The organism is Bradyrhizobium sp. GW821-FHT13H05 (assembly GCF_058804065.1).
This window is the reverse complement of sequence record NZ_JBXAPO010000002.1, coordinates 214,676-238,332: the sequence shown is the minus strand read 5'-3', so window position 1 is coordinate 238,332 and position 23,657 is coordinate 214,676. Positions and strand designations below refer to the sequence as shown.

The following is a 23,657-nucleotide window of genomic DNA, read 5'->3' as shown; positions in this document are numbered from 1 at the left end:
GGCCGGGACAAGCCCGGCCATGACGCATGGAGGGAGCGGAGCCACTCAGCAGAAATGCGCCCCCTGCGTCTCCACATAGACCGAGTACAGCGACTGGCTCGCGGTCATGAACAGACGGTTGCGCTTCCGGCCGCCGAAGCAGAGATTGGCACAGGTCTCCGGTAGCAGGATCTGCCCGATCCGCGCGCCGTCGGCCCCCGAAAACACTTGCACGCCGTCATAGCCCGGACCGACCCAGCCGGCGCCGACCCAGATATTGCCTTCGGTGTCGACGCGCAGGCCGTCGGGGAAGCCCGACTTGCCGTCGAGCTTCATGTCGATCAGCCGCTTCGGGTTCGACAGTTTTGGGCCGTCGATGTCGTAGGACCACACCACGTTCTCGGCCTGCGGATAATGCGTGATGCCGGTGTCGCAGACATAGAGCTTCTTGTAGTCGTGCGAGAACGCGATGCCGTTCGGCTTGAACGGCTCGTCGGCGACCTTCGCAACCTGTCCGGTCTGCGTGTCCAGTCGATAGACGGCTTCCTTCTGATACGGCTGCAGCGAGCCGGTATTGGCGAGCTTGCCCTCGTAGATGCTGATCGCGCCATAGCCGGGATCGGTGAACCAGATCGCCTTGTCGTTGGGATGCACGACCATGTCGTTCGGGCCGTTGAGCGGCTTGCCATTGGCCTGCTCGGCCAGCGTCGTCACCGAACCGTCATGCTCGTAGCGGACGAGGCGGGTGCGCTCGGCCGTGATCTGGCGGCCCTCGGTGTCGAACGAATTGCCGTTGGCCTCGTTCGACGGCTTGTGGAACTGCTCGGAGATGTGGCCGTCATCGTCGAGATAGCGCAGCTGCCGGTTGGCCGGGATGTCGCTCCAGACGAGATATTGTCCCTGCGCATTCCACGCAGGCCCCTCCGCCCAGAGGCAGCCGGTGTAGAGCCGCTTGATCGCGGTGTTGCCGACCTTGGCCTTGAAGCGCTTGGGGTCGATGGCGACGATATCGGGGTCGGGATAGCGCTGCGGCTCGGCATTGGCGCCGAAGTCGCGGGCGTCAGCGTTCGAGGCAAGCAGGGCGGATGCGGCCACGGTCGCGGCGCCCTTGAGCAGCGTGCGGCGGCCGAGACCACCGCTTGCAGTCGTGTCGTCGGAGTTGGTCAGTATTCTTGTCATGGTTTCCTCCCAAGATTTTGTTGGGAGGCCACCATCCGCCTGCAATCGGGCGTAAAGCGGGGCGATCTCCGGACAAGACAACCGGAGATCGCAGGGCAGGGATGCCGGAAATCCGGCTAGACGCTTAGACCGGATCCCAGGGGAAGATGTCGGCGGAGCGGTCGAGCTTGTAGAACGAGCCCTTCAGCGCCGGCATGCCGTGTTCCGCGATCGTCTGCGGCGTCCAGCCTTCGCTGCGATGAACCGAGCGGAGCGGACGGTTCTGGCTGAACAGGAACAGCTCGTTCATGCGCGCGCCGAAGATCTGGCCACTCACCTCCTTGGCGGAATCGGAGAGCAGATAGGCGCAGATCGGCGCGATCTTCTCCGGTCCCATCTGCTTGATCTTCTCGACGCGCGCCTTCTCGGCTTCGGTTTCGGTCGGGATGGTGCCGATCATGCGGGTCCAGGCGAACGGCGACACGCAGTTCGAGCGGACATTGAAGCGGCCCATGTCGAGCGCAATGGATTTGGAGAGCCCGATGATGCCGAGCTTGGCTGCGGCGTAGTTGGCCTGGCCGAAATTGCCGATCAGGCCCGAGGTCGAGGTGAAGTGCACGAAGGAGCCGGACTCCTGTTCGCGGAAAATCCGCGCCGCGGCGTGGCTGACGTAGAACGAGCCCATCAAATGGACCTTGATGACCGCCTCGAACGCCTCGACGCTCATCTTGTGGAAGATCATGTCGCGCAAAATGCCGGCATTGTTGACGACGCCGTCGAGCCGGCCGAAATGATCGGTCGCGGTCTTCACGATCTTGCTGGCGGGGACAGCTTCCGCCACCGACTCGAAGTTGGGGACCGCAATGCCGCCGCGCTTCTTGATCTCCTCGACCACTTCCTCGGCCGGGGATGCGCTCGAGCCGGCGCCGTCGGCGGCGACACCGGGGTCGTTGACGACGACCTTGGCGCCTTCGGCAGCGCACAGCAGCGCGATCTCGCGCCCGATGCCGCGGCCTGCGCCGGTGACGATGATGACCTTGTCTTGCAGTGATTTGCTCATGTGGGTTCTCCGCTAGTCGTTCCAAATTCCGCCGTCATTCCGGGATGGTGCGAAGCACCAGACCCGGAATCTCGAGATTCCGGGTTCGCGCTCTGCGCGCCCCGGAATGACGGGCCACTACCTCTCGTTCGTAAACACGATCGTGCCAGATGCGGCGAACATGCCGCCGACGCCATGGCACACCGAAATCTTCGCATTCGGTACCTGCGCCGGCGCGATGCCGCGCATCTGCCGCACGCTCTCCTGGAGCGCGTACATGCCGTACATGCCCGAGTGCATGTAGGACAGGCCGCCGCCATTGGTGTTGAGCGGCAGCTTCCCGCCGGGGCGCGTGTTGCCGTCGGCAATGAACTTGCCTGTCTCCTCGTGCGGCATGAAGCCGAGGTCGCCGAGGCCGAACAGCGGCAGGTGCGCAAATGCGTCGTAGATCATGAGATGATCGACGTCCTTGTGCGCGATGCCGGCTTCCCTGAACGCCAGCGGCCCCGCGGTCTTGAACGCGCGCGAGGAATTGAAGGTCTCCATCTGGCTGACCATCGGCGTCTCGACGCTCTCGCCGGTGCCCATGATGTAGACGGGCTTGCGCGGAAAGTCCTTGGCCCGGTCGGCCGAGGTCAGGATCAGCGCGCCGCCGCCGTCGGTGACGAGGCAGCACTGCAGAAGCCGGAACGGATAGGCGATCATGCGCGAATTGAGGACGTCGGCGACCGTGATCGGGTCCTTCATCATCGCCCGCGGATTTTTCGCCGCCCATTCCCGCTGCACGACCGCGACCGAGGCCAGTTGCTCATGCGTGATGCCGTAGGTCTTCATGAAGCGCAGCACGGGGATCGGGAACATGCTGGGCGGGCCGTAGACGCCGAACGGGGCCTCGAACTGACCTTGCAGGCTGTCGGCGGGGATCGAGCGCGGCGCCTTGCCGATCATCGACTTGCCGCTCTCGGCGTGCGTGATCAGCACTGTCTTGCAGAGCCCGGCCTCGATCGCCGCGGCCGCATGGCGGACGTGCAGCATGAACGAGCAGCCGCCGACCGAGGTGCCGTCCACCCAGGTCGGCTTGATGCCGAGATAGTGACAGACCTGCTGCGGCGTCTCGACCGCGGTGGCGAAGCCGTCGATGTCCGACAGCTTCAGCCCGGCATCGGCAATGGCGTTGAGCGCTGCATCCGCGTGAAGCTGGAGCTGCGAGGCGTTGGGGACGATTCCGAGCTCGGTGGTCTCGGCCGCGCCGACGACGGCAACGTGGTTGCTGCGCATGGCCTACCCCTTCGCCGGACGGAACACGGGGAGGGTGATCTTGTCGTCGAGCGCCTCGAAGGCGACCTCGAGCTTCATGTCGAGCGCGAGCGCTTCCGGGGTCTGCGGGCAGTCGATGATGTTGCTCATCATGCGCGGTCCCTCGGCAAGCTCGACCACGGCGATCGCGTAAGGCGGCGTGAAGCCCGGCGCGGCGGGGCGGTGGTTGATCACGTAGCTGTAGAGGAAGCCCTTGCCGCTCGCCTTGAAGACAGAGACCTTGCGCGAGGCGCAGGACGGGCAGAACGGGCGCGGCGGAAAATAGACATGCGCGCAGGCGTCGCAGCGCTGCAGGCGCAGTTCGCCAGCCTTCGTGCCATCCCAGAAATGCTGGGTCTCCGGCGTCGGTTTCGGTCGCGCGCGCTGCGGTTCGGCCATCTCGGAGACCCCTCCCAAAAGGCAGGCTTCACGCCTGCCCGTTTCGATCTTGATGCGACAATCGACCATGGCGCGTCAACGGTCCAGCAATGTGCATGCATGCCATCATGCGCACAATGCTTGTGTCGAACTGAGGCCGCGCTATAGATTGCGCGCGCAAATATTCCGTGAGACAGACATGCCCGATTTTCCGACACTGGCGAAGCTCGCCGACGACCTCGAAGGCGGCCGCACCACCTCCCGAAAACTGGTCGAGGCGTGCATCGCCAGGATCGCCGACCCCGCCGGCGAAGGTCAGCGCACCTTCATCCATGTCGACAAGGACGCCGCGCTCGCGACCGCGGACGCGATGGATGCCTTGCGCAAGGTGAAAGCGGCGCCGTCGCGCTATGCCGGTATCCCGGTCTCGATCAAGGATCTGTTCGACATCAAGGGCCAGGTGACGCGCGCCGGCTCCCGCGCGCTCGACGATTCCCCGGCTGCCGAGCAGGATGCGGCGACCGTGGCGCGGCTGCGCAAGGCCGGTTTCGTCTCGATCGGGCGGACCAACATGACCGAGTTCGCCTATTCCGGCATCGGAATCAATCCGCACTACGGCACGCCGAAGGGCGCCTGGAACCGGGCTGTTGGCCACGTGCCCGGCGGCTCGTCCTCGGGCGCCGCGGTCTCCGTGCTCGACGGCATGGCGCATGGCGGGCTCGGCACCGACACCGGCGGCTCCTGCCGGATTCCGGCCGCCTTCAACGGCATCGTCGGCTACAAGCCAACGCAGCGCCGCGTGCCGCTCGACGGCTCCGTGCCGCTGTCGTTCTCGCTCGACAGCATCGGGCCGCTGGCGCGGTCGGTCAGCTGCTGTGCCATTCTCGACGCGGTGCTTGCGAACGAGCCGATCGTCGCGCTGAAGCCGCGCCCCGTGAAGGGCATGCGGCTGGCGGTGCCGACCACGATCGCGCTCGACGACCTCGACGCGGAAGTGGCCGAGACCTTCGAGCGCGCGCTGAAATCGCTCGCCGATCACGGCGCCATCATCGAGCGCATCGAGATGGCGGAATTCCACGACGTCGGCCCGATGAACGCCAAGGGCGGCTTTGCGGCGTCCGAAAGCTACGCCTGGCATCGCTATCTCATCACCTCCAAGGGCGACGTCTACGACCCCCGCGTCTCCGTCCGCATCCTGCGCGGCGAGGCGCAGAGCGCGGCCGACTATATCGATCTCCTCAACGAGCGCCGCTCGCTGATCGCCCGCGTCAATGCGCGCATCGCGCCCTATGACGCCTTGGTGCTGCCGACCACCGCCAACACGCCGCCGAAGATCGCCGATCTCGCCGACGACAAGGCGTTCACCACGCAGAATTTGCGCGCGCTGCGCAATTGCACGCTCATCAACATGATCGACGGCTGCGCCATCTCGCTGCCTGCGCATCGCGAAGGCGACGTCCCCGTCGGCCTGATGCTTGCAGGCGCGGGTGGCTCGGACCGTCGTATCTTTGAACTTGCTGCCGGCATGGAGGCCGTAATTCGTGTTTGACCTGACTTTCACCGTCGATGCCCAGGACACCACCACGCCGCTGACGCTGGCGATCGACCAGATGGTCATCGCCGGCTGGACCGGCCGCGATCCCGTCGCGCGCGACAAGCACATCAAAGAGCTGCAGGAGATGGGCATCGCCCCGCCGGCCTCGACCCCGATCTACTACCGCGCCTCGGCGCGGCGGCTGACCCAGGACAACAGCATCGAATGCACGGGCGGCGATTCCTCCGGCGAGGTCGAGTTCGTGCTGATCGGCTGGCAGGGCCGCATCTTCGTCGGCTGCGGCTCCGACCACACCGACCGCAAGGTCGAAGCCTACAATGTCACGGTGTCCAAGCAGATGTGCGACAAGCCGATCGCATCCACGCTGTGGGAGCTCGAGGACGTCATCGGGCATTGGGATAAGATGATTTTGCGCTCCTGGGCCACGATCAATGGCGAGCGGGTGCTCTACCAGGAGGGTACGCTGGACGCGATGCTGCCCGTCGCCGACCTCATCGCACGCGGCTTTGGTGGCGGCAAACTCCCCGATGGCTGTGTGATGTTCGGCGGCACCTTTGCCGCCAAGGGCGGCATCCGCCCGGCCGAGCGGTTCGAGTTCGAGCTGGAAGACCCCGTGCTGAAGCGCACGATCAAGCACGGGTACGATGTGACGACGTTGCCGGTGTTGGGCTGAGCTCTCTCCGCCGTCATTGCGAGGAGCGAAGCGACGAAGCAATCCAGACTGGTTCCGCGGAGGGATTCTGGATTGCTTCGCTTCGCTCGCAATGACGGGGAGACAGTCATCGGAAATCGGGTGGCGGGGTGAACGTCAGGCTGCGAAAGTGATCGCCATGACAATGACCGCACGAAAATCGGCCCCGCCCGCCGCAGACCTCGCCACCCATGTCGACACCCTCGACTGGCCCCAAATCACCGTCGAGCTCGACTCCCAGGGCTGCGCCATCCTGAAAGACCTGCTCACGCCCGACCAATGCCGCACCATCGCCGATCTCTACTCGTACGACGTCAACTTCCGCAGCCGCATCGTCATGGGCCGCCACGGTTTTGGCCGCGGCGAATACAAGTATTTCTCCTATCCGCTGCCTGATCTCATCGCGCAGCTGCGCCCGGCGCTCTACGCGCACCTGCAGGCCGTCGCCAATCGCTGGAACGAGGCGATGGGGATCGATATCCGCTATCCCGCCGCACATGCGGCGTTCCTCAAGCGTTGCCACGAGGCCGGGCAGGCGCGGCCGACGCCGCTGCTGCTGCAATACAGGGACGGTGACTTCAATTGCCTGCACCAGGACCTCTATGGCGAGCACGTGTTCCCGCTGCAGGTCGCGATCCTGCTCTCCGAGCCCGGCCGCGATTTCTCCGGCGGCGAGTTCGTGCTGACCGAGCAGCGCCCGCGCATGCAGTCCCGCGCCGAGGTGGTTCCGCTTGCGCAAGGCGACGCGGTCGCCTTCGCTGTGCATCACCGCCCGGTGCAGGGGACACGCGGCACCTACCGCGTTAATCTGCGCCATGGCGTCAGCCGGGTTCGCTCTGGCCAGCGCCACACGCTGGGTGTGATTTTTCATGATGCCAAATGAGCGCTGCGATTGACGGCTGATCTGTTCGATACCGTTGCCGAAGCCCAGCCGTCGCGCGAGGAGATCGCCGACGGCGCTGTGCTGCTGCGCGGATTCGTCAAGCCGATCGAGCACGAGCTGATTGCCGCGGCGCGCGCGATCGTGGCGCAATCGCCGTTCCGGCGGATGACCACGCCCGGCGGCCATCTGATGTCGGTGGCGATGACCAATTGTGGCGAGCGCGGCTGGATCACCGACCACACCGGCTATCGCTACGACCCGATCGATCCGAAAACCGCCGCGCCATGGCCGGCGATGCCGCCGGCGTTCCGCGATCTCGCGCGCGGCGCGGCGGAGCAGGGCGGCTTTGCCGGCTTCGCGCCCGATGCCTGCCTCGTCAACCGCTACGAGCCCGGCACGCGGCTGACGCTGCATCAGGACAAGGACGAGCTGGACTATGCGGCGCCGATCGTCTCGGTCTCGCTCGGCCTGCCCGCGACCTTCTTGTTCGGCGGCATGGCGCGCGGCGACAAGCCGAGGCGCTTCCGGCTCGTCCATGGCGACGTCGTGGTCTGGGGCGGGGCCAGCAGGCTCGCCTATCACGGCGTCGCGCCGCTCGCCGATGGCGAGCACGCGCTGCTGGGGCGGAAACGGATCAATTTGACCTTCCGAAGGACGCGTTGACGCGTTTTCTCGCAGCCCCCACTCGTCTAAGCTCGGGACGGGGGAGGCGGCGACATGACGACAACACAGCTCTCGGCCGACACCGGGACGGCCAACCGCACCGGCCTTTATCTCGCCGCGCTGCAACTGGTGTTCACGCTGGGTTGGACCACCTACGTCATCTATCTGCCAAAACTCGCGGCCGAGGTCGGCATCGCGCCATCAGCTGTCATCCTCATCCTGATGCTGGACCAGGCGATCTTCACCATCGCCGACACCGCCATGGGGATCGCCGCCGACAAGCTCGCGCCCCATGTCGGCAGGCTCGGCCTTTTCGTCGGGATCGTCGCCGCGATCTCCTGCGGCGCGTTCGTCGCGCTGCCCTTCGTCGCTGGAACAGGGGCTGGAGCGCAGCTCTGGTTCATTGCGCTGATCGTGGTGTGGTCGATCGCATCCTCCGCACTACGCGCGCCGCCGCTGACCTTGCTCGGCAAATACCGCGCGCGGCCGCAGGTGCCGTTCCTCGCGGCGCTCGCGATGCTCGGCTATGGCGTCGCCGGCGCAATCTCGCCCTATCTCGGCGTCGTGATGCGCGAGCACGATGCACGGCTGCCTTTCGTGATCTCCAGCGCCGTGCTGTTGCTCACGGCGCTAGGGCTGTCGCGCATCGAACACGATGTCGCGCGGGATACCGCGCCGCCGACACCGGCCGAGGCGGCAAAGCCGCTGGGCCTGGTGCCGATCGCTTTCATCGTCGCGATGGTGGCGCTCGCGCTCGGCTATCAGCTGCACTTCGCCCTGAACAGCGCGCCGTTCTACCTGCGCTTTGCGAGGCCCGATGAGCTGCAATGGCTGATGCCGGTGTTCTGGATCGGCTTCAACATCGCGATGTTTCCGGCAAGCCTCGTCGTCAAGCACCGTGGCGGCGTGATCGTGATGGGCGCGGCCGGATTGCTTGGCGCGGTCGCGATCGCTGCGGCCGAATTCGCCGGCAGCCTCAACACGCTGATCGCCGCGCAGTTTCTCGCTGGAGCCGCGTGGGGCTGCATGTTGATGAGCGCGATCTCGGCCGCGCTTGCGATCGGCTCGACCGGCGCGGAGGGAAAGGTCACCGGCCTCGTCTTCTCGGCGCTGGCGCTCGGCACCTTCGCGCGGATGGCGGCGGTCGCCGGCGGCCTGCAGAAGATGCCTGATTACGCACCGCTGCTGCACTGGGCGCCGGTCGCCTGCTGGTCGGTCGCAGGCGCCGGCATGTTGGTGATTGCGGCCGCGCGGCTACAGGGCGGACCTCACCTCAAGGCTTCGGCGGGTGAATGAATGCCCAGGGGCTCACCTCTGAGTCCCGCGTCACCTCGACCGAGATCAGATACGGCCCGCCGTGCGCGAGCGCCTTCTCCATCGCCGCCTTGAACTGATTCGGCGCGGTGACGCGCGCGGATGCGACACCAAAGGACTCCGCGAGCTTAACGAAATCCGGATTGACCAGATCCGACGCCACCACGCGGCCGTCGAAGCGCTCGCGCTGGTCGCGGCGGACATTGCCGTAGGCATTGTTGTTGAACACCAGCGTCACCACGCCGATGTTGAACTGCACGGCGGTGGCAAGCTCCTGCACGCCGAACATGAAGCCGCCGTCGCCGGTGATCGCCACCACCGGCTTATCAGGGTTGGCGACCTTGGCGCCAAGCGCAGTCGGGAAGCCCGAGCCGAGCGTGCCCTGATAGCCCGAGGTAATGAAGGTGCGCGGCTCATAGATCGGAAAGCCGTACCAGGAGGCGAAACCGAACTGCGACAATTCATCTGTGACGATCGCGTTCGCCGGCAACACCTCGCGCAGGATGTTCAGATACGCCATCTGCGGCTGGATGCGCTGGATTTCCGCCAGCGCGGTCGCAGTCGCCTCACGGATCGCGGCGCGGCGGCCGGCGGTCTTGCTGTAGCCGGCCTTGCTGACGGCAGCGGCGAGATCGGCGGTCGCGGCCCTGGCATCTGCGACAATGGACGTGTCCGAGATGAAGCGCCGCATCTCGACCGGATCGATGTCGATGCGAATGCTCTTCAACCCGTCAGGCCGGAACGGCCAGCGCGACATAGTCGGCAACTCCAGCCGCGAGCCGATGCCGATCATCAAATCGGTCTTCGGCCACAGTCTGTAGGCGGCGGCCATGGTGAGCCCGAGCTCATGCGCATTGGAGACGATGCCGCGGCCGCTGCGGAAGGCGACCACGGGCGCATCGATCATCTCGGCGAGCTCGAGGATTTCCTCGCGCGCCTCGATCGCGCCGCTGCCGACGAAGATCATCGGCGCCTTGCTGGCCTTGATCAGCGCAGCCGCCTGCTTGATCTGATCGGGATCGGGCAATGGCGCGGGCAGGGGCTCCAGCACCTTTGCCGCACAGGTGTCGGCGCGCTGGGTGAAGATATCCCAGGGCATCTCGACCGAGGCCGGACCGCGCCGTCCGGACATCATCTCCTGGAAGGCGCGGGACACGGTGGTCGGCGCGTTGCCGGGCGTTTCGATGCGGTCGGCCCATTTCACGTAAGTGCGCAGGGTCGCGAGCTGGTCCGGCATCTCATGCAGATGGCCGCGGCCCTTGCCGAGAAACTGCGTCGGCACCTGTCCGGTGACGCACAGCACCGGCTCGTTGCAGCCGTAAGCGGTGAGCAGCGCCGCGCTGGCGTTGAGCACGCCGGGGCCGGGCACCACGCTGAACACGCCGGGCCGGCCGCTGGAGCGCGCATAGCCGAACGCCATGTAGCCGCAGGCCTGCTCGTGCCGCGCGCCGATCACCTTGAGCTGGGCCTGGTGGAAGGCGTCGAACAGGCCGTAGACCTGCGCGCCGGGCAGGCCGAACACGGTGTCGACGCCGTGGGCGACAAGGCCGCTTACGATTGCTTCGCCGCCGGTGAGGGTCGTCATTGCATCATTCCACTTCGATTGCTGTTTCAGGCTTCGTCGACGACGCCGTTGCGCAAAGAACCAATGCCCTCTGCCGCGACCTCGATCAAGTCACCCGGTTTCAGATAGCGCGGCGGATCGAACCGCGCACCGGCGCCGGTCGGCGTGCCCGTGACGATGATGTCGCCGGGGACCAGCGTCGCGAAGGTCGAGATATAGCTGATGAGATAACGGAACGGAAACATCAGCCGGCTGGTACGGTCGTCCTGCCGCAGCTCGCCGTTGACATGCGTGGTCAGCCTGACGTCGGCGATCTGCGCTTCCCTGGTGTAGGGCACGAGCCACGGGCCGAGGCTGCCGCTGGAATCAAAATTCTTGCCCTGCGTGACGTTGAACTTCGCATGGCGCAGCCAGTCGCGCACCGAGCCCTCGTTGCAGAGGGTGAGCGCGGCGATGTGGTCGAGCGCCGCGCTCTCCGCGATGTGACGGCCGGGCTTGCCGATCACCAGCACGATCTCGCCTTCATAGTCGAGCTGTGCGGATGCGCGCGGGCGCACCAGCGGCGTGTCATGGCCGACGAAGGAGCGGGGCGAGCGCATGAACATGCTCGGATATTTCGGCGCGTCCTGGCCGTCCTTGTACTCGGCGTTACGATCAGGATAGTTGACGCCGATGCAGATGATCTTTTCGGGTGCAGGCACCGGCGGCAGCCAGGTGATGTCGCCGGGCGCGTGATCGGGCGTCATGCTGGCAGCCTCCTCGGCGAGCCTCACCAGCTTTCCGGCCGCGATCACCTCGCGCAGCGTCGGATAGTCCTTTGCATAGCGCGGCGAGAGATCGACGATGCCGCCCTCCAGCACGGCGCCGTAGCGGGTTTCATCCTTGACGGAATAGGTGGCGAGGCGAGGGAGCTTCATCGCTTAATCCGCCACCAGCACGTCGGCCACGAAGTTCGGCTCGCGCACGGACTGGCCGGCGAAGGGCGAGCCCTGCTCGAACCACGAGCGCGGGGCAGGTGCACCCCACAGCGTCTGGCGGCGCGGATCGCGCAGCGACCAGCGCAGCGGCTCGTGGTCGTGATCGCCCGTGAAATAATCGCTGGTGTAGAGCTCCAGCCGGTGCCCATCAGGGTCGCGGACGTAGAGGAAGAACGCATTCGAGATGCCGTGACGTCCGGGGCCGCGCTCGATGTTCTTGACGAAGCCTTGCGAGGCCATGACGTCGCAGAGATGGATGATGTTCATCGCCGTCGGCGTCCAATAGGCGAAATGGTGCAGGCGTGGGCCCTTGCCGTTGGTGATCGCAAAATCGTGGACATTGCCCTTGCGATGCATCCAGGCCGCCGCAATGCGCCCGTTCGGCCCGTCCTCCTCGGCATATTCGGTGAGGCGGAAGCCGAGCCGCGCATAGAACTCGACGGTGTCCTGCACCTCGGCCGCGAAGACGTTGAAATGATCGAGCCGCTGCGGGTGGCAACCCCGGTAGAGGTCGTAGCGGCGCAGCAGATGCGGCCGGCGATCCATCGACGCATAGAGCTCGATCTGGAAGCCGAAGGGATCGGTGAATTGCAGCGTGCGGCCCTGGAACGGCTGGTCGACGAAGGCATAGCCAAGGCCGTTCTCGGACAAGAATTTTGCGGCCTTGTCGAGATCCCCGTCATTGCCGACCTTGAAGCCGAGCCGTGCGCAGGCGGGGACGGCCGCTTTGCGCAGCACCAGCGAGTGATGCTGATGCTCCTCCGCGGCGCGCAGGTACACGACCTTATCGTTGGCATCCTCGACGTGCAGGCCGACGGTGGTCTCGTAGAACTCGCGGCTCAGCTTCAGATCGGTCACGTCGAGCACGACATGGCTGGAGCGGATGATGTTGAACGGCGGCTCGAAGATATGTTGCGGTACGGGCATTGCGTTTCCCCTCTTGAGGCCCCCGTCATTCCGGGGCGGCTCGCAGAGCCGAACCCGGAATCTCGAGGTTCCGGGTTCTCCGGGCCGCGCTTGCGCGGTCCCGTCGCCCCGGAACGACGGCGGTTCTAGTTTCCCAGTTTCTGAATCTTGTGCGTGCCCCGCGCCAGCGAGACGTGCTTGGTTTCCATGTAGAAGTCGAACGAATAGTCGCCGCCGTCGCGGCCGATGCCGCTCGCCTTCATGCCGCCGAACGGCGTCGGCAGGTGGCGGACGTTTTCCGAGTTCAGCCAGATCATGCCGGCTTCCAGCGCGTCGGCGACACGCAGCGCACGGCCGACATCGTTGGTCCAGACATAGCCGGTGAGGCCATAGCGGATGTCATTGGCGATCTCGACGGCGTCCGCCTCATCACGGAAGGGCAACACGGTGAGGAACGGGCCGAACACCTCCTCCTGCGCCACCCGCATCTTGCCGCTCGCACCGGTCACCAGTGTGGGCTCGACATAATGTCCTCCGCCGGGGCCGTCATAGGCCTTGCCGCCGACCGCGATCACAGCACCGTCCTGGCGCGCGACGTCGAAATAGGAGCAGACCTTTGCCAGATGCCGCTCGTGGATCAGCGGTCCGATCTCGGTAGCGGGATCGAGGGGATGGCCGACCTTCAGCGCCTTCACGCGCGCGGTCAGCTTCTCCACGAATTTCTCCGCGATGTTCTGCTGGATCAGCAGGCGGCTGGAGGAGGTGCAGCGCTCGCCGTTGAGCGAGTAGATCATGAACACGACGGCATCGAGCGCGCGGTCGAGATCGGCGTCGTCGAATACGATGACAGGGTTCTTGCCGCCGAGCTCGAAATGCACACGCTTCAGCGTTGGCGCGCCCTGCGTCATGATGGCCGAGCCTGTCGCGCTCTCGCCGACGAAGCCGATCGCCTTGATGGCGGGATGCTCGGTCAGCGCCTTGCCGGCCTCTTCGCCAAAACCATGCACGGTGTTGAGCACGCCGTCGGGCACGCCGGCCTCCTTGACAAGCCTTGCCAGAATGGCGGCCGTCACCGGCGACCACTCCGCCGGCTTGTGCACGACGGTGCAGCCCGCCGCGAGAGCAGGGGCGATTTTCCAGGTCGAGAGCATGAACGGCGTGTTCCACGGCGTGATCACACCGACCGGGCCGATCGGCACGCGGGTCGAGATGTTCCAGTGCTCGTCGCTCGGCGTGTTCTGGCCATCGCGAGCCTCGGCGCATTTGTCGGCGAAGAAGCGGAAGTTTTCGGCTGCGCGAACGGCAGCCTTCGCCATGAACCGATACGCCTGCCCGGTATCGATGCATTCGAGCACCGCGATGTCTTCGGCGTTGTCCTCGATGGCGTCGGCGACGCGATGCAGCAGCTTCTTGCGCATCGCAGGCCCCATGTCGCGCCAGGACTTGAAGGCAAGGGCAGCAGCAGTGGCCGCGCGGTCGATGTCCTCGGCATTGCCGCGCGCGACGCTTGCGAGCACAGCGCCATCGACCGGCGACTTTGTCTCAAAGGTCTCGCCTGAGATCGAGGGAACGGTCTTGCCGTCGATCATGTGGCCGATGCCATCCGCGCGCAGCGTCTTCAGCAGCGGCGCGACGCGGTCGCGATTGGCCTGGAACACATCGGCTTTCGGGGTGGGCTTATCCATGGGCGGGCTCCACCTTCAGGGCGTCGTGGATGTTGTTGCGCTTCCAGCTGGTGTCCTTGTCGTTGATCTGCATGTCGAACGAGAGGGCGAACTTGCTGGCGGTGAAGACGGGATCCAGGTGTTTTGAAAGCGCCTGAAACACGTGCTCGCCGGCTTTCTGACGGGTGGGAAGGTCGCGGCCCTCGCCGATACGCAGCACCATGTCGAGGAAGCCGTAATCCTGCCTGTTATCGGCAATCGCATAATGCTCGCACCTGACAGCGCGCACGCGGATGCCACCGAGCGGGAAGATGCCGGTCTCGACCGCCGCCTTGCGCACGACCTCGCAGACGGCGCCGATGTCGAGGCGGCCGTCGAGATTGGCTGAATATTCGATCGTGAAATGCGGCATCGCGGTTTCACTCCCTGTGTCGTCTTGTTGCTTTACGCGAAGTAGCAGCTCACCGAGCCGTAGGCGCCATAATCGGCCTGAATTGTGTCGCCCTTGCGGGTCTCGATCGGACGGATGAAGGAGCCGGCGAGCACGACCTGTCCCGGTTCGAGCGCGAGCCCGAGCGGCGCGATCTTGTTGGCAAGCCAGGCGACCGCGGTCGCGGGATGATTGAGCACGCCGGCGGCAAGGCCGGTTTCCTCGAGCTGGCCGTTCCTGAAGCACAGCGCTCCGATCCAGCGCAGATCGGCGTCGAGCGGACGGATCGGCCGACCGCCGAGCACGATGCCGGCATTCGCGGCGTTGTCGGCGATGGTATCAAAGATCTTTCGCGTGGCTTTCGTCCTGGGATCGACGCGCTCGATCCGTGTGTCCAGAATCTCCAGCGCCGGCACGACGAAGTCGGTGGCGTTGAGCACGTCGAACATCGTGCAATCAGGGCCCGCGAGGCGCTTGCTCATGACGAAGGCGAGCTCGGCCTCGACGCGCGTGGCGATGAAGCGCTCGGTCGGAATGATCCCGCCATCGGCGAAGAACATGTCGTCGAGCAGCACGCCCGAATCCGGCTCGTCGATATTGAGCGCGCTCTGCATCGCCTTCGAGGTCAAGCCGATCTTGTGGCCTTTGACGATGCGCCCCTCGGCGATCTTGACGTCGACCCAGGCCTTCTGAATCGCGTAGGCGTCAGTGATGCTGATGCCAGGGAAGTCCTGCGAGAGCTGCCGGATCTGCACGCGGGTCTTCTCCGCCTGATGCAGACGGCTCGCGCAAGCTTGGATATCGTCGTTGGAAAGCGCCATCTGTGATCTTACAAATCGTGGTGCTCCGAGATACTTAACATGTTAAGTGAATGCGTCAAACACAATTTGGCTTGCTGCACTGCAAACATTTTGCAGTCTGAAAGGGCGTCATGACGAAGAGGCCGGCGGATCCCGCCAACGCAAGCGCGCCTGCCGCGCGCCAGGTCCCGATGCGCGATTTCTCGCGCTCGCTGCCGATGTCGCTGTTGCGGGCGCGCGAGGCGGTGATGCGGCAGTTTCGCCCCTCGCTGCGCGAGCACGGCCTGACCGAGCAACAATGGCGCATCATGCGTGCGCTGGCCTCGATCGAGGCCGCCGAGGTGACGGAACTTGCACGCACGGCGTTTCTGCTCGGACCGAGCCTGTCGCGCATCCTGCGCGATCTCGAGGCGCGCAACCTGATCGAGCGCAAGACCGCGAAGGCCGACCAGCGCCGCAGCATGGTCTCGATCTCGAAGGAGGGCGTGAAGCTGATGGCCTCGGTCGCGCCGTCCTCGGAAGCGATCTATGCGGAGATCACCCGGCGCTTTGGCGCGCGCAAGCTCGCCGAGCTGCAGGAGATGCTCGGGCAACTGGAGGTGTGCCTTGCTTCCAGCGACGCAGGTGACGACGTGACGGACGAAACGTAACGGCAAATTTGCATGATCACTTTCCCGCTACGCATGACTGTCATCATTGCATAACGCGTGGGCGGCGATTTCGTCGCGAAAAGCCCTTCTAAAAACGCTGAGAATAGACAGCCGTCACGGGTGTTCATCACTATTGGGTGCGCGCTCTGCGCACTTAGTCGATGTCAGCGCAATATCCATTTACTCGTATCGGCAGAATTCGTAACTAGCATCCGGCTCTGTATTCAGCGATAGAGCCAAACAGAGCAAAGACAAGAAGGGCCGACAAGGATGCCCGGTCCCAGGGAGGAATGAATGAGACTGACGAGACGCGACTTCGCGGCCGGAATGGCTGCCGGTATTGCCGCTCCATACCTCATCAAGAGCGCGAACGCGCAAGGCGCCACCATCAAGATCGGCATGTGCGCGCCCGTCACCGGCCCCGCCGCCGAGTCCGGCGGTTACGCCATCAAGGGCGCCAGGCTCGCGCTCGAAGCCGTCAACAAGGCCGGCGGTATTTTGGGCAAGCAGGGCGAATTGATCGTCGAGGACGATCAGACCACCAATCCCGGCATCGTGCTCGCCTTCTCCAAGCTCGCTTCTCAGCCTGATATCGTCGGGTTCCTCGGCTCGATCCGCTCGACCCAGGTGCACGCGATGGCGCCTGACGTGATCAAGCTTGGCAAGCCCGTGATGATCGGCGGCACCGATCCGAAACTCACGCATATCGACAATCAGTGGCTGTTCCGCTTCCGCCCCAATGACAGCTATTCCGGCCGCGTCATCGCCGAATTCGGCGTCAACACGCTCGGCAAGAAGAAGTGGGCCGTACTGCATTCGACCGACGCGTTCGGCACCGCCGGCGGCAACGCGCTCACCGGTGCGCTCGAGAAGCTCGGCTGCACGACCTTCGATCAGGGCTATGCCAACCAGAGCCAGGATTTCACGCCGGTCGTGCTCGCGATCAAGCAGTCCGGCGCCGAGATTCTCGGCTCCTACTTCACGTTCGAGAACGACCTCGGCATCTTCGCCCGCCAGCTCCGTCAGCTCGGCGTCAACATTCCCTGGGTCGGCTCGCCCTCGATCGTCAACATCACCGCGCTGAAGCTCGCCGGTCCCGCACTCTACAACACCTACGGTGTTGCCGACTATGCCGAGGATTCCAGCGAGGGATCGAAGGCGTTCGGCAAGATCTATCGCGACGCCGTCAAGGTCGCGCCCGACAACCAGAGCTCCTGGACCTTCGATGCCATCACGGTGCTGTCGGCAGCGATCAACAAGGCCGGCTCGACCGATCCCGCCAAGATCCGCGAAGCCATCCTCGCGATCAAGAAGTTCCCGGGGGCCGAGGGCGAATACAATTTCGACCAGAACGGAGACGGTCTCCACGGCTACAACATCGTGAAGAACGAGAAGGGCACCATCGTCTTCGACAAGCACATCGAGTTCAACGACTGACGTTGACGCGACCTCCCCGATGCCGGTCGGGGAGGTCGTGACGTCCTTTGTCGAACGCATCCGACCTCCAACAGATCGCTTGTCATGGATCTCGCCCTACAGCTCCTTTTTACCGGCATCGGTATCGGCGCCGTCTATGCGCTCGTCGCGCTCGGCTTCGTGCTGATCTTCCGAGCCACCAATGTGGTGAACTTCGCCCAGGGCGAATTCTCCATGGTCGCGGCCTATCTGATGGTGGTCGCGGTCGAAGCCGGTCTGCCCTATTGGGCGGCCTTCATCGTCGCGTTGCTCGGCATGGCGCTGCTCGGCGTGATCTTCAATCTCGGCGTCTATTATCCGCTGCGCCACCGCACCTATCTGCCTGTCATCATCGCCACCATCGGCGCCTCGATCCTGCTGGCGAACTCGGTGCTGGCGATCTACGGCCCGCAGCCGCAGGTGCTGGAAGGCTGGTTCGAGACACCAGGCATCCAGGTCGGCCCGGTCTATCTCGACAGCCAGTATCTGCTGATCATCGGCGTCACCATCTGTCTCGTGATCTTCAATTTCTGGTTCTTCGAGAAGACGCTGCTCGGCAAGAAGCTGCAGGCGACCTCGCAGGACAAGGAAATGGCCTCGCTGCTCGGCATTTCCGTCTCCACCATGATCATGATCACCTTCATCTATTCGGCGGTGCTCGGCGGCCTCGCCGGCATCCTCGTCGCGCCCGTGCTGTTTGTCTCGATCCAGATGGGCTCGACCATCGCGCTGAAGGCGTTCGCGGCCACCATCATCGGCGGTTTCGGCGACGTCGCCGGCGCCATCATCGGCGGTCTTGCGCTCGGCGTGATCGAGACCTTTGGCGCGGCATACATTTCTGTGCCGTATAAGGACGGCTTCGCCTTTCTCGTTCTGGTCGCCTTCCTGATCTTCCGGCCGCAAGGCATCTTCGGCGAACGCGTGGCGGAAAAGGCATGAGCGCACCCAGCGACAACATGCCTTTACCGGCGCCCGCCATCCGTTCAAAACCGCTCGTGATCCGGCACCTGCCGTACTTCATCGGCGCGGCGATCCTGGTCGCGCTCGCGGCCAACATGCGCTTCGACGGATACGTCCACAACATCCTGCTCCAGGCCACCACGTTCTCGATCGCGGTGTTCGGCCTCTCGGTCGTGCTCGGCCTGTGCGGCCAGATCAATCTGGCGCAGGCCGCGTTCTTCGGGCTCGGCGCCTATGCGGTCGGCATCGGGACGAATGATCTGCATGTCAGCTTCTGGCTCTGTCTCGTCGGCGGCTGCCTGATCTCGCTGCTGGCAGGCGCGTTCCTCGGCATGTCGACCTTGCGGCTTGGCGGGCATTATCTCGCGATGGTGACGATCTCGTTCCAGCAGATCGTCACGCTGGTGATGATCAACGCGATCTGGCTGACGCACGGCCCTGACGGCGTCTCCAACATCAAGCGTCCCGACCTGTTCCAGACCTCGCAGAGCTATCTTGCCTTCTGCGTCGCGATGCTGGCGATTGTCGGCTATCTGGTCTGGCATCTCTCCGACACCAAGCTCGGCCGCGCCATGCGCGCGGTGCGCGACAACGAGCTGGCGGCGGGCGTCAACGGCATCGACGTCTTCCGCACCAAGATCTACGCGTTTGCGCTCTGCGCGTTGCTCGGCGGTCTCGCAGGCGGGCTTTTCGCGGGCGGCTTTGCCTATGTCAGCCCCGATCAGTTCTCCTTCGCGGAATCGATCGTGTTCCTGACCATGTCGCTGCTCGGCGGCGTGGCCTCGCCGATCGGCTCGGCGATCGGCACGGGATTGCTGATCCTGATCCCGGAATGGCTGCGCTTCCTCAAGAGCGTGCCGGGCCTTTACCTCGCGATCTACGGCCTGTTCGTGATCCTGATCATCCGTTTCATGCCCGATGGCATCTGGGGTTTTGTCGCCGATGCCTTCACGCGCTGGCGCGCCAAGCTCGCGGCGCCTCCGGTCGCGGGTGCCTTGCAGTTGAAGCCGGCGATGACCGGTGGCGACATTGTGCTGGAAGTCACCGGTCTCTCGAAATATTTCGGCGGCCTCAAGGCGGTCGATGGCGTCGACATCGCCGTGAAGCGCGGCGGCGTGCATGCGCTGATCGGGCCGAACGGCTCGGGCAAGACCACCACGCTCAACGTGCTCTCGGGGCTCTACCAGGCAACGTCCGGCAGGATCGTGCTCGACGGCACCGATATCACCAACATGCCGCCGCATCAGCGCACGGCATCGGGCCTCGGCCGTACGTTCCAGAACATCCGCCTGTTCCGCTCGATGACGGCACTGGAGAATGTCGAGATCGGCGCGGAGCGGCCCGGCAACACCATGGTCGGGAAGGGCGATGACGCCCTGACCGAGCGCGCGATGGAGGCGCTGACCTTTGTCGGCCTCGGCAGCCGCGCCAACGAGCTGATCTCGAGCTTCTCCTACGGCCATCAGCGCCTGATCGAGATTGCGCGTGCGCTTGCTTCGAATCCGACGCTGCTCTTGCTCGACGAGCCCGCGGCCGGCCTGAACTCGACCGAAAAACTCGAGCTGCATGAGCTGCTCAAGCGCATCGCAGCGCAAGGGCTCACCATCCTGATCATCGATCACGACATGACGCTGGTCTCGGAAGCGGCCCAGCACATCACCGTGCTCAACTTCGGACGCCGCATCGCGGACGGCGAATCCATGGCCGTGCTGCGTCATCCCGACGTCGTCTCCGCCTATCTCGGGAGCGAATGATGCCGTTGCTCGAAATCCGCAATCTCGTGGTGCGCTACGGCGAGATCGAAGCGCTGCGTGGCGTCACCTGCGCCGTGGAGGAGGGGCAGGTCGTGACGCTGCTAGGGGCCAACGGCGCCGGCAAGTCGACGACCTTGCGCGCCATCTCCGGTCTCGCCAAGCCGACCTCCGGCGACATCCTGTACGACGGCAAGTCGATCGCCGGCCTCGGTCCGGAAGCCATCGTCCGTATGGGCATCAGCCACGTGCCCGAAGGTCGCCGCGTCTTCCCGGGTCTCACCGTGAAAGAGAACATCATGCTCGGCGCCTCCAATCGCCGGGCGCCGACCTCGGAGATCTCGCGCGAGGCGGACGCGATGTTCGACCTGTTTCCTGATATCCGCAAGTTCACAGGCGCGCTGGGCTGGACGCTGTCCGGCGGCCAGCTCCAGATGGTGGCAGTCGCGCGCGGGCTGATGGCCAAGCCGCGGCTGCTGCTGCTGGACGAGCCGTCGCTTGGGCTCGCACCCGTGATCGTGCAGGCCGTGTTCAAGATCATCTCGGAGATCCGGCGCAACACCACGGTCCTGCTGGTCGAGCAGAATGCACGCATGGGCCTGTCGGTCGCCGATTACGGCTACGTGCTGGAGACCGGCCGCATCGTGCTCGGCGGCAAGCCCGACGAGCTCTGGGGCAATGAAGCGATCCGCGCCGCCTATCTCGGCGGCCATGCCAAGGTCAGTGCGTAGCCGGAGGGTTCCGTCCAGGGGCACAGTCCGGGTTGGCATCCCCTTGCCGGATCAACCCGGGCGGCGATACTGTCGGCGCCCGCGAGGCCCGCATCCAGCGGGCGAGCGCATAGGTCTTGCGTCATTGCGAGCGTAGCGCGGCGAGCCGGATCGCGGTAACAGCGGTGTCGTGCTGTCGCGGCGCTCGTCATGGTGACGGAGGCCCAACAACAAAGAAGGAAGGCAACGTGGCGAACAAGGTCAAGGAAATCTGGAAGTCGGGCAAGGCCGTGGTCAACGCGTGGCTGGCTATACCCTCCGGCTTCTCGGCCGAGATGATCGCGCAATGCGGCTTCGACAGCGTCACCGTCGACATGCAGCACGGCGTGCAGGATTACCTGTCGATGGTGCAGTGCTTCCAGGCGATGGACAAGCATCCGGTGACCCCGATGGTCCGCGTGCCCTGGAACGAGCCCGGCATTATCGGCAAGGTGCTCGACGGCGGCGCTTATGGCGTGATCTGCCCGATGGTCAACACGGCGCAGGAAGCCAAGAACCTCGTCTCGTATTCCAAATATCCGCCGCAGGGCGTCCGCTCCAACGGCCCGATCCGCGCCGGCATGTACGGCACCGCGGGCTCCTACCAGAAGACTGCGAATGCCGACACCATCCTGCTGCCGATGATGGAGACCAGGACCGCGGTCGAGAACATGGAAGCGATCCTCGACGTCGAGGGCATCGACGGCGTCTATATCGGCCCGTCCGATCTCGGCTTCTCCTACGGCCTCGAGCCGAAGCTCGACCGCACCGAGCCCGAGATCCTCGCGATCTACGACAAGATCATCAAGGAATGCGGCAAGCGCGGCCTCAACCCCGGCATCCATTGCAGCGGCGCCGAAGGTGCGGCGCGCGCCGTCAACATGGGCTTCAAGCTGGTGACGCTCTCGAACGAGGTCGGCCTGATGACGACCTACGCCAAGATGCAGGTCAACGCGACCCGCAAGGATTCCGGCGGCAAGGCCTAGGCACTCTCGTGTCCCGGACGCGATGCGGTGCGTAGCACCGCTTCGCAGAGCCGAGACCCAGAAGCTTGTGAGCGACACGATAGATGGGCCCCGGCTCAGCAGCGCACCGTTTTACGCTGCGCTGCGTCCGGGGCACGAGACTTGAAGACCCAAGGAGACCACCCATGACCATCAGCCCCGTCATTCGCCTGCATCCCGATGATGGCGTGCTGATCGCGCGCGCGAGCCTGCCGCCGGGGACGGTGGTGGCCGACGGCGTCACCACGGTCGAGCGCATTCCCTCCGGCCACAAGGTCGCGATCAAGCCGATCGCGGTCGGCGAGCCCGTGATCCGCTACGGCCAGATCATCGGCTTCGCGACGATACCGATCGCGCCGGGCCAGCACGTGCACGTGCAGAACATTGGCATGGGCGATTTCGCCAAGGACTATGCCTATTGCGCCGACGTCAAGCCGACACCGAATTTCGACCTGCCGGCGACCTTCGAAGGCATTCGTCGCCCTGACGGCCGCGTCGCCACGCGCAACTATATCGGCATCCTCACCTCGGTGAATTGCAGCGCGCATGTCGCAGGCCTCGTCGCCGACGTCTTCAAGAAGAATCCCTTCACCGGCGACAATCCGCTGGCTGAATTCCCCAATGTCGATGGCGTCGTCGCACTGACCCACAAGACCGGCTGCGGCATGACGCAGAACGAGCCGCTCGCGCTGCTCCGCCGCACGCTCGGCGGCTATGCGCGGCACGTGAACTTCTCCCACGTCATCGTGCTCGGCCTCGGTTGCGAGGTGAACCAGATCGGTGGGCTGATGGAAGAGCAGAAGCTCGCCGGCCGCCTGCGTGCGATGGACATCCAGGAAGTCGGCGGCACCCGCAAGACGGTGGAAGCCGGCATCGCCTTCGTGCGCGAGGCGCTCGCTGACTCCAACAAGGTCAAGCGTGAATCCGTACCGGTGAGCGAGCTCACTGTCGCCCTGCAATGCGGCGGCTCGGACGGTTATTCTGGCGTATCCGCCAATCCGGCGCTGGGTGCGGCCAGCGATCTCATCGTGCGCCACGGCGGCACCGTGATCCTGTCGGAGACGCCCGAGACCTACGGCGCCGAGCATCTCTTGACGCGCCGCGCGGTGAGCCGCGAGGTCGGCGAAAAACTCGTCGATCTCATGCGCTGGTGGGACGAATACACGATGCGAGAAGGCGCCGAGATGAACGCCAATCCGAGCCCGGGCAACAAGGCCGGCGGTCTCACCACCATTCTGGAGAAATCGCTCGGCGCGATGGCCAAGGCCGGCACCACCAATCTCGTCGACGTCTTGCGCTACGCCGAGCCGGTGACCAAGCGCGGCTTCGTGTTCATGGACACGCCCGGCTACGATCCGGTCGCCGCGACCGGCCAGGTCGCCGGCGGCGCCAATCTCGTCTGCTTCACCACCGGCCGCGGCAGCGTGTTCGGCTGCAAGCCCGCGCCCTCGATCAAGCTCGCCACCAACACGCCCATGTACAAGCGCATGGAAGAGGACATGGACGTCAATTGCGGCACCATCCTCGAAGGCGAGGAGAGCGTCCAGGAGTGCGGCCAGCGCATCTTCGAGCTGATCCTGAAGACGGCCTCGGGGCAGCCGACCAAGAGCGAGAGCTTCGATTTCGGCGGTGCCGAGTTCGCGCCCTGGGTGCTCGGCGCGACGATGTGATCGCGCGCGGGCCGCGCACCTCTCTGCGAAAATATGCAGGACGCAGGCGGTCCCTCGGTAATCTTACGGAGGTGCCATTTGACCGCGCGGGTTTCCGCGCTCACGCCCGATTAACCCTGTT

At 64.9% G+C, this 23,657-nt stretch carries 22 protein-coding genes; 12 read left to right on the top strand and 10 right to left on the bottom strand.

What is annotated here, in order from left to right; genetic code table 11:
* Positions 1 to 45: 45 nt before the first annotated feature.
* The 4 genes from AC1RR3_RS05590 to AC1RR3_RS05575 form a co-directional block, all read right to left on the bottom strand.
* Positions 46 to 1,158 carry an SMP-30/gluconolactonase/LRE family protein gene (locus AC1RR3_RS05590; RefSeq protein WP_492820196.1) on the bottom strand — a complete coding sequence of 371 codons (1,113 nt, stop codon included), beginning with the start codon at positions 1,156 to 1,158 and terminating at the stop codon, positions 46 to 48.
* A gap of 124 nt (positions 1,159 to 1,282) precedes the next feature.
* Complete coding sequence (locus AC1RR3_RS05585; RefSeq protein ID WP_492820194.1) at positions 1,283 to 2,197, bottom strand: SDR family oxidoreductase; 915 nt, start codon at positions 2,195 to 2,197, stop codon at positions 1,283 to 1,285.
* A 117-nt stretch (positions 2,198 to 2,314) separates the two neighbouring features.
* Positions 2,315 to 3,454, bottom strand: a complete 1,140-nt coding sequence (locus AC1RR3_RS05580; protein ID WP_492820192.1) for a thiolase C-terminal domain-containing protein — start codon at positions 3,452 to 3,454, stop codon at positions 2,315 to 2,317.
* A gap of 3 nt (positions 3,455 to 3,457) precedes the next feature.
* Positions 3,458 to 3,871 (bottom strand): Zn-ribbon domain-containing OB-fold protein, encoded by a 414-nt coding sequence (locus tag AC1RR3_RS05575; RefSeq protein WP_008138608.1) that lies wholly within the window; start codon positions 3,869 to 3,871, stop codon positions 3,458 to 3,460.
* Positions 3,872 to 4,049: 178 nt separating this feature from the next.
* Between AC1RR3_RS05575 and AC1RR3_RS05570 the strand changes: the two genes are divergently transcribed.
* From AC1RR3_RS05570 to AC1RR3_RS05550, 5 genes are all read left to right on the top strand, one after another.
* Positions 4,050 to 5,399, top strand: a complete 1,350-nt coding sequence (locus tag AC1RR3_RS05570; protein WP_492820189.1) for an amidase — start codon at positions 4,050 to 4,052, stop codon at positions 5,397 to 5,399.
* Complete coding sequence (locus AC1RR3_RS05565) at positions 5,392 to 6,078, top strand: DUF2848 domain-containing protein (RefSeq protein WP_492820187.1); 687 nt, start codon at positions 5,392 to 5,394, stop codon at positions 6,076 to 6,078. Before AC1RR3_RS05570 ends, AC1RR3_RS05565 begins: the two co-directional genes overlap by 8 nt.
* Positions 6,079 to 6,235: 157 nt before the next feature.
* Positions 6,236 to 6,979 carry a 2OG-Fe(II) oxygenase gene (locus tag AC1RR3_RS05560; RefSeq protein WP_492820185.1) on the top strand — a complete coding sequence of 248 codons (744 nt, stop codon included), beginning with the start codon at positions 6,236 to 6,238 and terminating at the stop codon, positions 6,977 to 6,979.
* A gap of 9 nt (positions 6,980 to 6,988) precedes the next feature.
* Positions 6,989 to 7,642, top strand: coding sequence for a DNA oxidative demethylase AlkB (gene alkB / locus AC1RR3_RS05555; RefSeq protein ID WP_492820183.1), 654 nt, complete (start codon positions 6,989 to 6,991; stop codon positions 7,640 to 7,642).
* A gap of 54 nt (positions 7,643 to 7,696) precedes the next feature.
* Positions 7,697 to 8,938: an MFS transporter gene (locus AC1RR3_RS05550; RefSeq protein WP_492820181.1), complete on the top strand. Its 1,242-nt coding sequence runs from the start codon at positions 7,697 to 7,699 to the stop codon at positions 8,936 to 8,938.
* On the opposite strand, the gene AC1RR3_RS05545 is transcribed toward AC1RR3_RS05550, so the two are convergent.
* From AC1RR3_RS05545 to hpaH, 6 genes are all read right to left on the bottom strand, one after another.
* Entirely contained in the window at positions 8,916 to 10,541 is a 1,626-nt protein-coding gene (locus tag AC1RR3_RS05545; protein WP_492820179.1) for a thiamine pyrophosphate-dependent enzyme, read from the bottom strand. The two genes, AC1RR3_RS05550 and AC1RR3_RS05545, sit on opposite strands and share 23 nt — an antisense overlap.
* 26 nt (positions 10,542 to 10,567) lie before the next feature.
* Entirely contained in the window at positions 10,568 to 11,437 is an 870-nt protein-coding gene (locus AC1RR3_RS05540; protein WP_492820177.1) for a fumarylacetoacetate hydrolase family protein, read from the bottom strand.
* A gap of 3 nt (positions 11,438 to 11,440) precedes the next feature.
* Positions 11,441 to 12,424, bottom strand: a complete 984-nt coding sequence (gene hpaD, locus AC1RR3_RS05535) for a 3,4-dihydroxyphenylacetate 2,3-dioxygenase (protein WP_492820175.1) — start codon at positions 12,422 to 12,424, stop codon at positions 11,441 to 11,443.
* 125 nt (positions 12,425 to 12,549) lie between these two features.
* Positions 12,550 to 14,088: a 5-carboxymethyl-2-hydroxymuconate semialdehyde dehydrogenase gene (gene hpaE / locus AC1RR3_RS05530; protein WP_492820173.1), complete on the bottom strand. Its 1,539-nt coding sequence runs from the start codon at positions 14,086 to 14,088 to the stop codon at positions 12,550 to 12,552.
* A complete protein-coding gene (locus tag AC1RR3_RS05525) occupies positions 14,081 to 14,479 on the bottom strand; it encodes a 5-carboxymethyl-2-hydroxymuconate Delta-isomerase (RefSeq protein WP_492820171.1) in 399 nt (132 codons plus the stop codon). Before AC1RR3_RS05525 ends, hpaE begins: the two co-directional genes overlap by 8 nt.
* A 32-nt stretch (positions 14,480 to 14,511) precedes the next feature.
* On the bottom strand, positions 14,512 to 15,318 hold the full coding sequence (gene hpaH, locus AC1RR3_RS05520; protein WP_492820169.1) for a 2-oxo-hept-4-ene-1,7-dioate hydratase: 807 nt from the start codon (positions 15,316 to 15,318) through the stop codon (positions 14,512 to 14,514).
* A gap of 110 nt (positions 15,319 to 15,428) precedes the next feature.
* On the opposite strand from hpaH, the gene hpaR reads away from it, so the two are divergent.
* The 7 genes from hpaR to AC1RR3_RS05485 all read left to right on the top strand — a co-directional run bounded on the left by hpaR (position 15,429) and on the right by AC1RR3_RS05485 (position 23,536).
* A complete protein-coding gene (hpaR, locus tag AC1RR3_RS05515; RefSeq protein WP_492820167.1) occupies positions 15,429 to 15,947 on the top strand; it encodes a homoprotocatechuate degradation operon regulator HpaR in 519 nt (172 codons plus the stop codon).
* A 294-nt stretch (positions 15,948 to 16,241) separates the two neighbouring features.
* Positions 16,242 to 17,384, top strand: a complete 1,143-nt coding sequence (locus AC1RR3_RS05510) for an ABC transporter substrate-binding protein (RefSeq protein WP_492820165.1) — start codon at positions 16,242 to 16,244, stop codon at positions 17,382 to 17,384.
* Between the two features lie 84 nt (positions 17,385 to 17,468).
* Positions 17,469 to 18,341, top strand: coding sequence for a branched-chain amino acid ABC transporter permease (locus AC1RR3_RS05505; RefSeq protein ID WP_071915720.1), 873 nt, complete (start codon positions 17,469 to 17,471; stop codon positions 18,339 to 18,341).
* Entirely contained in the window at positions 18,338 to 20,116 is a 1,779-nt protein-coding gene (locus AC1RR3_RS05500) for a branched-chain amino acid ABC transporter ATP-binding protein/permease (protein ID WP_492820162.1), read from the top strand. The genes AC1RR3_RS05505 and AC1RR3_RS05500 overlap by 4 nt, the downstream gene beginning before the upstream one ends.
* Complete coding sequence (locus tag AC1RR3_RS05495; protein ID WP_492820160.1) at positions 20,116 to 20,844, top strand: ABC transporter ATP-binding protein; 729 nt, start codon at positions 20,116 to 20,118, stop codon at positions 20,842 to 20,844. Before AC1RR3_RS05500 ends, AC1RR3_RS05495 begins: the two co-directional genes overlap by 1 nt.
* Positions 20,845 to 21,071: 227 nt before the next feature.
* On the top strand, positions 21,072 to 21,848 hold the full coding sequence (locus AC1RR3_RS05490) for an HpcH/HpaI aldolase family protein (RefSeq protein WP_492820158.1): 777 nt from the start codon (positions 21,072 to 21,074) through the stop codon (positions 21,846 to 21,848).
* 164 nt (positions 21,849 to 22,012) lie between these two features.
* Positions 22,013 to 23,536 (top strand): UxaA family hydrolase, encoded by a 1,524-nt coding sequence (locus AC1RR3_RS05485; protein WP_492820156.1) that lies wholly within the window; start codon positions 22,013 to 22,015, stop codon positions 23,534 to 23,536.
* The last annotated feature ends 121 nt before the right edge of the window (positions 23,537 to 23,657 follow it).

Coding starts and splice junctions, on each gene's coding strand:
- AC1RR3_RS05590 (WP_492820196.1), bottom strand. CDS start 1,158: ATGACAAGAATACTGACCAACTCCGACGACACGACTGCAAGCGGTGGT.
- AC1RR3_RS05585 (WP_492820194.1), bottom strand. CDS start 2,197: ATGAGCAAATCACTGCAAGACAAGGTCATCATCGTCACCGGCGCAGGC.
- AC1RR3_RS05580 (WP_492820192.1), bottom strand. CDS start 3,454: ATGCGCAGCAACCACGTTGCCGTCGTCGGCGCGGCCGAGACCACCGAG.
- AC1RR3_RS05575 (WP_008138608.1), bottom strand. CDS start 3,871: ATGGCCGAACCGCAGCGCGCGCGACCGAAACCGACGCCGGAGACCCAG.
- AC1RR3_RS05570 (WP_492820189.1), top strand. CDS start 4,050: ATGCCCGATTTTCCGACACTGGCGAAGCTCGCCGACGACCTCGAAGGC.
- AC1RR3_RS05560 (WP_492820185.1), top strand. CDS start 6,236: ATGACAATGACCGCACGAAAATCGGCCCCGCCCGCCGCAGACCTCGCC.
- AC1RR3_RS05550 (WP_492820181.1), top strand. CDS start 7,697: ATGACGACAACACAGCTCTCGGCCGACACCGGGACGGCCAACCGCACC.
- AC1RR3_RS05545 (WP_492820179.1), bottom strand. CDS start 10,541: ATGACGACCCTCACCGGCGGCGAAGCAATCGTAAGCGGCCTTGTCGCC.
- AC1RR3_RS05540 (WP_492820177.1), bottom strand. CDS start 11,437: ATGAAGCTCCCTCGCCTCGCCACCTATTCCGTCAAGGATGAAACCCGC.
- hpaD (WP_492820175.1), bottom strand. CDS start 12,424: ATGCCCGTACCGCAACATATCTTCGAGCCGCCGTTCAACATCATCCGC.
- hpaE (WP_492820173.1), bottom strand. CDS start 14,088: ATGGATAAGCCCACCCCGAAAGCCGATGTGTTCCAGGCCAATCGCGAC.
- AC1RR3_RS05525 (WP_492820171.1), bottom strand. CDS start 14,479: ATGCCGCATTTCACGATCGAATATTCAGCCAATCTCGACGGCCGCCTC.
- hpaH (WP_492820169.1), bottom strand. CDS start 15,318: ATGGCGCTTTCCAACGACGATATCCAAGCTTGCGCGAGCCGTCTGCAT.
- hpaR (WP_492820167.1), top strand. CDS start 15,429: ATGACGAAGAGGCCGGCGGATCCCGCCAACGCAAGCGCGCCTGCCGCG.
- AC1RR3_RS05510 (WP_492820165.1), top strand. CDS start 16,242: ATGAGACTGACGAGACGCGACTTCGCGGCCGGAATGGCTGCCGGTATT.
- AC1RR3_RS05505 (WP_071915720.1), top strand. CDS start 17,469: ATGGATCTCGCCCTACAGCTCCTTTTTACCGGCATCGGTATCGGCGCC.
- AC1RR3_RS05500 (WP_492820162.1), top strand. CDS start 18,338: ATGAGCGCACCCAGCGACAACATGCCTTTACCGGCGCCCGCCATCCGT.
- AC1RR3_RS05495 (WP_492820160.1), top strand. CDS start 20,116: ATGCCGTTGCTCGAAATCCGCAATCTCGTGGTGCGCTACGGCGAGATC.
- AC1RR3_RS05485 (WP_492820156.1), top strand. CDS start 22,013: ATGACCATCAGCCCCGTCATTCGCCTGCATCCCGATGATGGCGTGCTG.